5 protein-coding genes are annotated in these 7,269 nt (G+C 53.5%); 3 read left to right on the forward strand and 2 right to left on the reverse strand.

Annotated features, from left to right (window positions below):
* From ACEW8P_RS21005 to ACEW8P_RS21015, 3 genes are all read left to right on the forward strand, one after another.
* Positions 1-1,846, forward strand: a 1,846-nt coding sequence (locus tag ACEW8P_RS21005; RefSeq protein WP_373515033.1) for a cyclic nucleotide-binding domain-containing protein, incomplete at its 5' end; no start/stop codon positions are given.
* 95 nt (positions 1,847-1,941) lie between these two features.
* Positions 1,942-4,548: an alkaline phosphatase D family protein gene (locus tag ACEW8P_RS21010; RefSeq protein WP_373515034.1), complete on the forward strand. Its 2,607-nt coding sequence runs from the start codon at positions 1,942-1,944 to the stop codon at positions 4,546-4,548.
* A gap of 112 nt (positions 4,549-4,660) precedes the next feature.
* Complete coding sequence (locus tag ACEW8P_RS21015) at positions 4,661-4,855, forward strand: hypothetical protein (protein WP_373515035.1); 195 nt, start codon at positions 4,661-4,663, stop codon at positions 4,853-4,855.
* Between the two features lie 79 nt (positions 4,856-4,934).
* On the opposite strand, the gene ACEW8P_RS21020 is transcribed toward ACEW8P_RS21015, so the two are convergent.
* Both ACEW8P_RS21020 and ACEW8P_RS21025 read right to left on the reverse strand, forming a co-directional pair.
* Positions 4,935-5,339 carry a DUF1761 domain-containing protein gene (locus ACEW8P_RS21020; protein ID WP_373515036.1) on the reverse strand — a complete coding sequence of 135 codons (405 nt, stop codon included), beginning with the start codon at positions 5,337-5,339 and terminating at the stop codon, positions 4,935-4,937.
* 58 nt (positions 5,340-5,397) lie between these two features.
* Positions 5,398-6,894 carry an amidase gene (locus ACEW8P_RS21025; RefSeq protein WP_373515037.1) on the reverse strand — a complete coding sequence of 499 codons (1,497 nt, stop codon included), beginning with the start codon at positions 6,892-6,894 and terminating at the stop codon, positions 5,398-5,400.
* Positions 6,895-7,269: the final 375 nt, after the last annotated feature.

Here is a 7,269-nt window from a genome sequence, read left to right on the forward strand (position 1 = left end):
CCTGGAAAAACTCGGCAGTAACATTCCGAGCGACGTACTGTTTTCGCTGAGTTGGCTGGCCACTCATCGTCCCAACTTATTGGCCGAACAGTACGATGCCCTATTGCATCACCCTTCCGAAACCGTCCGCCGCCAAACCCTACTGACGATTGCCGATTCGGGCGAAGCCTACGACCCCATAGCCCTCTATCGACTTGCGCAACGTGACGAGTCCCCGGCCAACCGCAAACTGTGCAGCCAAATCGCCTGTCAGCAAAATGATTTGGCCGAAAGTCAGGTTTTGGCTTTCCTCAATTCAGACGACTTGAGTACAGTGCAGGGAGGCATCATTGGCTGTAAAAAGTCGGGGCGTTTTACATCCCTGACCAACGCCACGTTGCGCTATTTGTCCGAATCGGAATTTGAAAAAGACCAACTGGCTGCCCTCGATTCTATTCAGGAGTTGGGCGAAGCGGGCTATCAATCCTTCATCGTTCAGTCTTTGTCTGGTTCTTCTTTTGCCATCACCGAAAAGGCTATTGCGGTGGCGGCTTCACAACCAACACCGGAATCTTGCCAAAAGATGTTGCAACTCACCAGCGATCGAACTTACGACAAACAGGCGATCATGGGCTTGTTGCTGGCGGGCGCACTGGGTGACTCGGGCATTCAGCAGACCATCGAAGAAGGCAAACCGCATCTGATCCATTTTATCGCCATCGGCTGCGAGCGCTTCCGTACACCGCGTACGCTGGGGCTGCTCATCCAGTTGTTGGGCAGCGAGCGTCTCCGCACCCGCACCGCCGCCCTGCGGTCACTCAGCCGCATCGACCCGCCGCGCGATCAAATGGCAGATTTGTCCGACTATTTACAACAAGAATTCAACTACCTCTATCAGTTATTAGGCGGGCTCGCTGAAAACATCAGCCCCTCACTGAACGCCAGTCTCGATTTTGAAATCGATGACAGCATCCGTAGGATTTTCTTTTTGCTCATGCTGACGCACGACGCCCCCATGGTGGAAAATGCCATGCTCAATATCGAGCACAGTTCGCGCGAGAAGCGGGCCAACGCCGTCGAGATTCTGGACAATATCATTCCCCGTAATGAGTACTTAGCCTTGCACGCGCTGCTGGAAGAAGGTACTCCCGCAGAAAAGCGGGCGGTGTTTGAGAAAACCGTCTGCCGTCAGCAGCAGTCGATTCCTATTCTCGACTACATTCTAGCCCAGGGTACCACAAAATTCAGCGAATGGAGCGTCGTGCAAGCCCTCGCTGCCGTCCCCAACGACTACGACCAAACCACGCTGGTTCACTACTATGACCACGCCGATCCGCTGGTTCGGGAATCGGCTTTGCAGAAAGGTATAGAACTGAACCTCACTATTTCCCAAGAAAATATGTCACACGAAAAGATATCCGTCGGCGTGGTTTCGCCGCTTGAAAAAGTGATGGTTTTGAAAAGATCACCGCTTTTTGAAAACACCCCCGAGAACGTCTTATCGGCCATCGTCCCGATCATCACGGAACATACCTGCGAACTGGGTGAAGTACTTTTCGAGAAGGGCGAATTAGGCACCTGCATGTACGTGATTTATTCCGGCACGGTGGAAATATTCGACGGCAAGACCAAACTCGCGCAGTTCGGAGCCAACGATATTTTTGGTGAATTGGCTCTGCTCGACGCCGAAACCCGCTCGGCATCGGCGGTCATCGCCGACCCGACGCTGCTTTTCCGCATCGATCAGGAAGATTTCTACGATCTGATGGAGGAGCGTTCTGAATTACTGAAAAGTGTACTGAGTATCCTTTGTAAGCGGATTCGGATGCAGAACGACCGTCTGCGGAGAATGGAGAAAGCAAATTAGACGGCGGACGTCAGATTTTGGATTTTGGACGCTGGATTTACGAGTTCTACAAAGTCCGATGTCCAACGTCCACAGTCCAACATCAACTAAAAAAAATGAAACGACGCACCTTTATTGAGAACTCCCTGCTGGCCTCCGCCAGCCTTGCTTTGTTACCCGAGTCTGCTGCGCGAGCGGCGGCACCGCCGGCTAGCACGCCCTACCGCAGCAACTGGAAGAGTCAACAAGATCGCATCTGGATCGACGAAAGTCTCTGGGCCAACCGCTTGCAGGACTGGCGGCTGCACGAGGGCGGTCTGGAATGCATCGTGCGGGGCCGCAACCGTTCGGTAGCCCTGCTTACCCACGAGTTGGGGCCGCAGAGGAGTACTTTCAATATTAAAGTAGGTTTCAAATTCCTGAATCAAGACTACCCCACCGACTACCTGGCGGTGAGGCTGGGCAGCAAAGGTCCCGTTGACGATCACCGCTCGGCGGCAATTTACGGCGCGGGCCTGAACGTGGGTGTCCGGGCCGATGGCAAATGGGTGATCGGCGATAAAATCCTGAACTCCGACTACTCTCCCGATCTGTCACTTGGTAATCTTTCGCTGTACATACTAGGTACGCCGCTCACCAACGGCGACTATAACCTTACGCTTCGCCTGGCCGACGGCGCGTCCATCTTTGCCGAAAGCAAGGATAATCGCGTAACCGCCGAAGCAATAATTGGCGGCTTAGCCTTGGTCAGCCACGCCGATATCAAATCCCAGCAGGAAATTACGCCTGGCATCCGTTTTGAAGAATGGCTGGTAGAAGGTAACAAGGTAAATATTCACGAAGATCACACCTACGGCCCTATCTACTTTGCCCAATACACGCTCAGCAACGGCACCGTCAAGCTATCGGCGGCCTGCGCTCCCATGGGAAGTGGGGAACAGAAAGTAACGCTGGAACTTAAACAACAAGGCAACTGGGTACCCGCTGGCACGAGTCTCGTCGATCCGGTCAGTCGGGTAGCGGCTTTTCGACTCGCCGACTGGAAGGCGACAGAGGCCGTCGAATACCGGCTGGTGATGATGGTCGCGCAGAAAGGTGACGCGCCCTTCCCCTACTGGTACGAGGGCAGCATTGCCCCGGCTCCGCCACTCGATCAGCCCATCAAGCTGGGGTTGTTCAGTTGTAATTTCGACCACGGCTTTCCCGATGCCGATTTGCGCAAAAATATCTTGTACCACGACGTGGATGCCGCCCTGTTTCTGGGCGATCAGTTTTACGAAGCATCGGGCGGATTCGGCGTAGAAACTACCACGCTGGAACGTTCGATTCTGGATTATCTGCGCAAGTGGCAGCAGTTTGGCTGGTCGTACCGCGACCTGTTCCAGCACGTACCGTGTATTTCCATTCCCGACGACCACGATGTGTATCATGGCAATGTGTGGGGTGAAGGCGGTAAGGCGGCGCCCGCCGAAGGGAATGCCTACCAGCGGCAAGACGCGGGTGGCTACAAGATGCACCCCGACTGGGTGACAATGGTACAAGATACGCAGTGCAGCCACCTGCCCGATCCTTATGACCCTACGCCCGTGAAGCAAGATATTTCGGTCTATTACACGCACTGGAATTGGGGGCCGCTCAGCTTTGCCATCATTGAGGATCGCAAGTTCAAATCCGCACCCAAGAATATTTTTCCTGTCGAGGCAGGCATCCAGAACGGTTTCATCACTAATCCCGATTTCAAGGATGAAAGCTACCTGAATGCGCCCAACGCCGAATTGTATGGCAATCGCCAGGAGAAGTTCCTGGAAGAATGGACGAAGGATTGGAAAAATAGTGCACGAATGAAAATACTTCTTTCGCAGACCAACCTTTGCACCCTGGCAACTCTGCCTGCGGGTTCTACCAGCGACGCGGAAGTACCGAGCCTGAAGATGCCAGCGCCCGGCGAATACGTGACGGGCGATGCCCCGACGCGTGACATGGACTCCAACGGCTGGCCGCACAGCAAGCGCAACCGCGCGGCGGACATTATCCGACGGGGCTTCACGCTGCACCTCGCGGGCGACCAACATCTGGCGTCGGTGATTCGCTACGGCGTGGATACCCACGACGACGGCAGCTTCGCTTTTGCGGGGCCGGCTCTCAACAATGTGTGGCCCCGCCGCTGGTGGCCCACCTTGCCGCCCGACCATCAGCCGTTGCCGGGGAAGCCCAGGTACACGGGAAAATTTGAAGATGGATTCAAAAACAAAATCACGGTTCACGCGGCGGCCAATCCGCGCGATACGGGTCTAAAACCCGCCATTATCCACGACCGGGTGACGGGCTACGGCATCGTGAAGATCGATCCTAGCTCACGGCAAATCACGATGGAATGCTGGAAGCGCTCCGCCGATCCCGCCCAACCTGCCGCCGATGCGCAGTACGAAGGCTGGCCGATGACCATCGCCCAAACCGATAACTACGCTCGCAAGCCCTACGACTTCCTGCCCGAAATTCAGGTAGCCGACCACGCCGATGCCGTGGTGCAGATCATCAACGAAACCACCAAGACTGTAGAGTACACGCTCAGGATCAAGGGAGATCGCTTTACCCCGCCAGTCTTTGAAAAAGCCAAATATACCGTGCGGGTTGGGGAGCCAGACATAGATAAATGGCAGGAGTTCAAAGGAGTACGACCCGGACGAAAGGGTAAAAGAGTGCTAAAAGTCAGTTTGGGCTAAGGAAACTTCAGCTTGCCTTTTCTGAATACTTCTTATCTTTGCTGCCTTAACGGGCCAATCGCCCGTTATATTCAACAACCACTTAACCGATTATTATTTTATTATGGCAAAAATGATGCTACTGGAAGGTACCGGATTGGTCATCAATCTCGATCAGGTAATTACCGCACAGAAAGGAATAGCCAACAAAAGCAAAAAGGCTTGCATCCTGTTCAACATGTCCGACCAGAAGGAAGTACTCTGGGAATTCGGCGACGACAACGACTGCAAAGAAGCATTCGAAGCGTTGACGGAATCAGAGGATTAACAGATAAAACGCTACAAGAAGTGAGGGGCAGCATCCGTACGGGTGCTGCCCCTCGTTGCTATACGCAGGTCTGTATTCGCTATTTCCTGGTCCAGCCGCCCAGGATAGCGCCCATCGCGGCCATGCTTACTACACTGAATCCGGCGTTGAGTACCGATAGCGCTATTGGCTTCATTTCGTAGGCATTGTTGGTAAAAATATTGCCGCCGACGATGAAGGCTCCGATGAGTGCGCCCGTCAGCACACCAGTTTGTATTGTGCTGATATTCATGGATTTGAATAGTAAAGCCAGGGCGTAAGCGCTTAATAAATAGGTAATAAAACTGATGATAAAAGCATCAGGTCCGCCGCTGCTAGCCATTTCATCGTTAACGCCCGTCAGTTCCATCCAGGCTTCATTGAAGCCCATGTACCAGGCGGCTCCCAATACAAAAGTGGCAACCGCCGCCGCAAGTACGGCGAGGTAGTTGATTTTTAAATTCATGATTTAAGGAGGGTTTGGTTCTCAGGAATAAGTACCAAACCCTGCCCAACTACTCGATTCACAATTGCATTTTCGGTCTACTGTCGAACCAGGGTTGGGCCGTTTCCAATTGTGAAGCCAGACGGAAAAGCAAATCCTCCTCTCCCATTCTACCCGTGAACATCACACCTACGGGAAGATTCGTCTCAGTCCAATGCAGCGGCACCGACATAGACGGCTGTCCCGTCATGTTGGCGATGGCGGTGTAGGGAATGTAGCTGAATGTCCGCTCGATGAGATCGTCGAGCGTTTTACTTCCTTTCAAGAATCGGTAGCCACCCGTTTTTTGGAGTAGTTTCAAGGAAATATTTTCCTGGGTGGTATTCTGCAATTCGCCGATCTCGATGGGTGGACGCGAAAGTACCGGAGTCAGGAACACATCGTACTGCTGATGAAAGGCCGCCATCTGCCGCGAAAGCTGATTCCAGAGGAACATCGCGTGGGCGTAATCGGCTCCGGTATATACTTCGCCCAACTTGGCGAGCAACCAGGTATTGAGTTCCACATCGCCCGTTTCTACCGAGCGTCCCAGGTACTTGCCCATAGTGCGCAGGGTGGCGGCCGTCTCGCTCACGACTACCGGAAAAAACAACTCTTTGAAAACTTCCGGGCCATAGGGCAAGGGTACTTCCTCCACCTCGTGACCCAGCGTTTGGAGCAGCCGGGCAGTTTTCTCGACTGCCCTGACGCATTCAACATCCACCGACCGTGATTCGTAAAGGTGACGGGAACACATGGCTACCCGCAGTTTGCCGGGATCACGCCTGATTTCTTCTGCGTAGGGGCGCTCGGGCGCTTGAATCTGATAAGGATCACCGGGAAGGAAGCCTTGGAGGATATCCAGCATCGCGGCACTATCACGTACCGAGCGCGTCACGGAGCCCTCCACTACCGCGCCGCCCCACCCTTGACCAATTCCGGGACCTAGCGATACACGTCCTCGGGAGGGTTTCAGGCCAAATAAACCACAACATGATGCCGGAATGCGGATAGAACCGCCGCCATCGGAAGCCGTAGCCGCCGGAACGATGCCCGCCGCCACTGCCGCCGCCGAGCCACCACTCGACCCACCGGATGAATATTTGGTGTTCCAGGGGTTCCGCGACGGACCGAAAAGGGAGGGTTCAGTAAAAGGTGTCAGACCGAATTCGGGGGTATTGGTTTTTCCAAAAAGTACCAGTCCGGCCTTTTTACAGCGCTCAATGTAGTAGCTGTCGGTCTGAGAAACGAAGTCCAGGTACCCCTTGCTACCGAAGCGGTTGGGCGTTCCGGCCCATTGCAGGCCCAAGTCCTTGACTAAAAGCGGAACGCCGCGTAAACTCCCTTCTTCCGGAAGATTCGCCGCCATCGCTTTCCCTTCCTCGTAAAGCGGGTGTACAATGGCATTGATCGCCGGGTTGCGCTTTTCGGCCAGAACGCGGGCATTTTCCAGTAGTTCGAGCGGGCTTACTTCCCCGTCTTTTACAAGCTGGGCCAGGCCCACGGCGTCGTATTTTTGGTATTCGTCGGTGGTCATGGAAAAGGGTAGGTGAGTTTATATCACAAGGCTTCCAGAGGTGGGAGGGGTTAAATGGCGTAATGCTTCTGTTCGTATTCATGGATGAGGAGTTAGAGTATTTCCAGCAACTCACCTTCCTTAGCACTGGGGCTGGTGTGAAGTACCCTTCCCTTGTTTTCAAGGTAATAGCTTATTTTTGTCGAGTTTTGAGGAATTTGATAAGTAGATTTTTAAGTTATCTGAAAAGCTCATAGACTTTCAATATCACTGCTTCACAAATACCGATGTGCGTCTTCTCGCTATCGGTGACACTGTCCTGATACTCGTTTGCAGCTTTTCCCATCTCTCGCAGATAATAGTACTTATTCAGATGGTTTATCTCCCATTTAATTT

Source organism: Persicitalea sp. (assembly GCF_041751555.1).
Lineage (GTDB): Bacteria > Bacteroidota > Bacteroidia > Cytophagales > Spirosomataceae > Persicitalea.